The sequence below is a fragment of the Photorhabdus viridis genome, assembly GCF_040256935.1.
GTDB lineage: Bacteria > Pseudomonadota > Gammaproteobacteria > Enterobacterales > Enterobacteriaceae > Photorhabdus > Photorhabdus viridis.
On sequence record NZ_JBEJZY010000185.1, the window covers coordinates 1 to 920 of the forward strand.

1 protein-coding gene is annotated in these 920 nt (G+C 42.4%); it reads right to left on the reverse strand.

All coding sequences use genetic code 11. The features are described 5' to 3' along the window. Positions 1–429: 429 nt before the first annotated feature. Positions 430–639: a DUF2938 family protein gene (locus ABR397_RS22865; protein WP_350307710.1), complete on the reverse strand. Its 210-nt coding sequence runs from the start codon at positions 637–639 to the stop codon at positions 430–432. Positions 640–920 lie beyond the last annotated feature (281 nt).

Below are 920 nucleotides of genomic sequence, written 5' to 3' on the forward strand. Positions count from 1 at the left end.
TTTGAAGCTTAAATCAAGCCTATTGTGAACAAATTTGAAACGAGACCCCACAGGTTTTGCGAAGACTGATAATTGATGACATGAACGGCCTACCGGCCTGATGAGAAACCTAACATAAAAAATGGCTCTTTCAAGCCGACAAGGTTTTAAGGTTCATCAGGCGCGGAACTCATCGAGGCGCAGGCTCCTTGCCTACAGTGACGCCGGATAGATTTAAGCAAGCCAAAAATTCATCAAAATGAGTGTTGCAAAAACGAGGGGAACCATAGATTTTTATGCTCTCCTATGAGGGAATATTAGTCAGTTAAGTCTGTTCAATTGCTACCCAACAATAAATATTTCTGCCGATTTTCATTTACACATGCTGTGCTATAAATTGGTTGCCGGTAGCACATTTTGGACAAATAGGGTAATTAGTCGGGCTGTACCTTAGTTAAAAGTAAAGGCTGACAGATACAAACCGATACCAAAAGAGACATGTGCGACAAGGCTACGTAGTCCTGTGACATGAGGTTTAGGCGTCTTCGAAGCCGCAAATCCGAAACCGAAACAGGGTTGCATAATAAAGAAGGGGGCAACGGTTGAAATCGCGCCCAAAAGGGTCGGTGAGTCTATCCAGCTTTGACAATAAACAACCACGTAAAAATGAGCCCAATCAGGTAATGTGCTGTCCAGCCAAGTATCTGGTATCGGCGTTCAGCGGTATTTTATAACACCTATTGTTGATTTAAATGGACCGGTGTCTCCGGGACATAAATATAAAAGGGAATACCCGAAAACAAATCATCGTCTCCATTATCAATAATCGCATTTTCCCGTACTTCGGCTCCCTATTTCAGAAACACCATCCTCAATAACTTTCGCACCATCAAAAAGAGAAAAAATATGCCCGCTTTATCACGCAGGATAAGGCTTTTTCA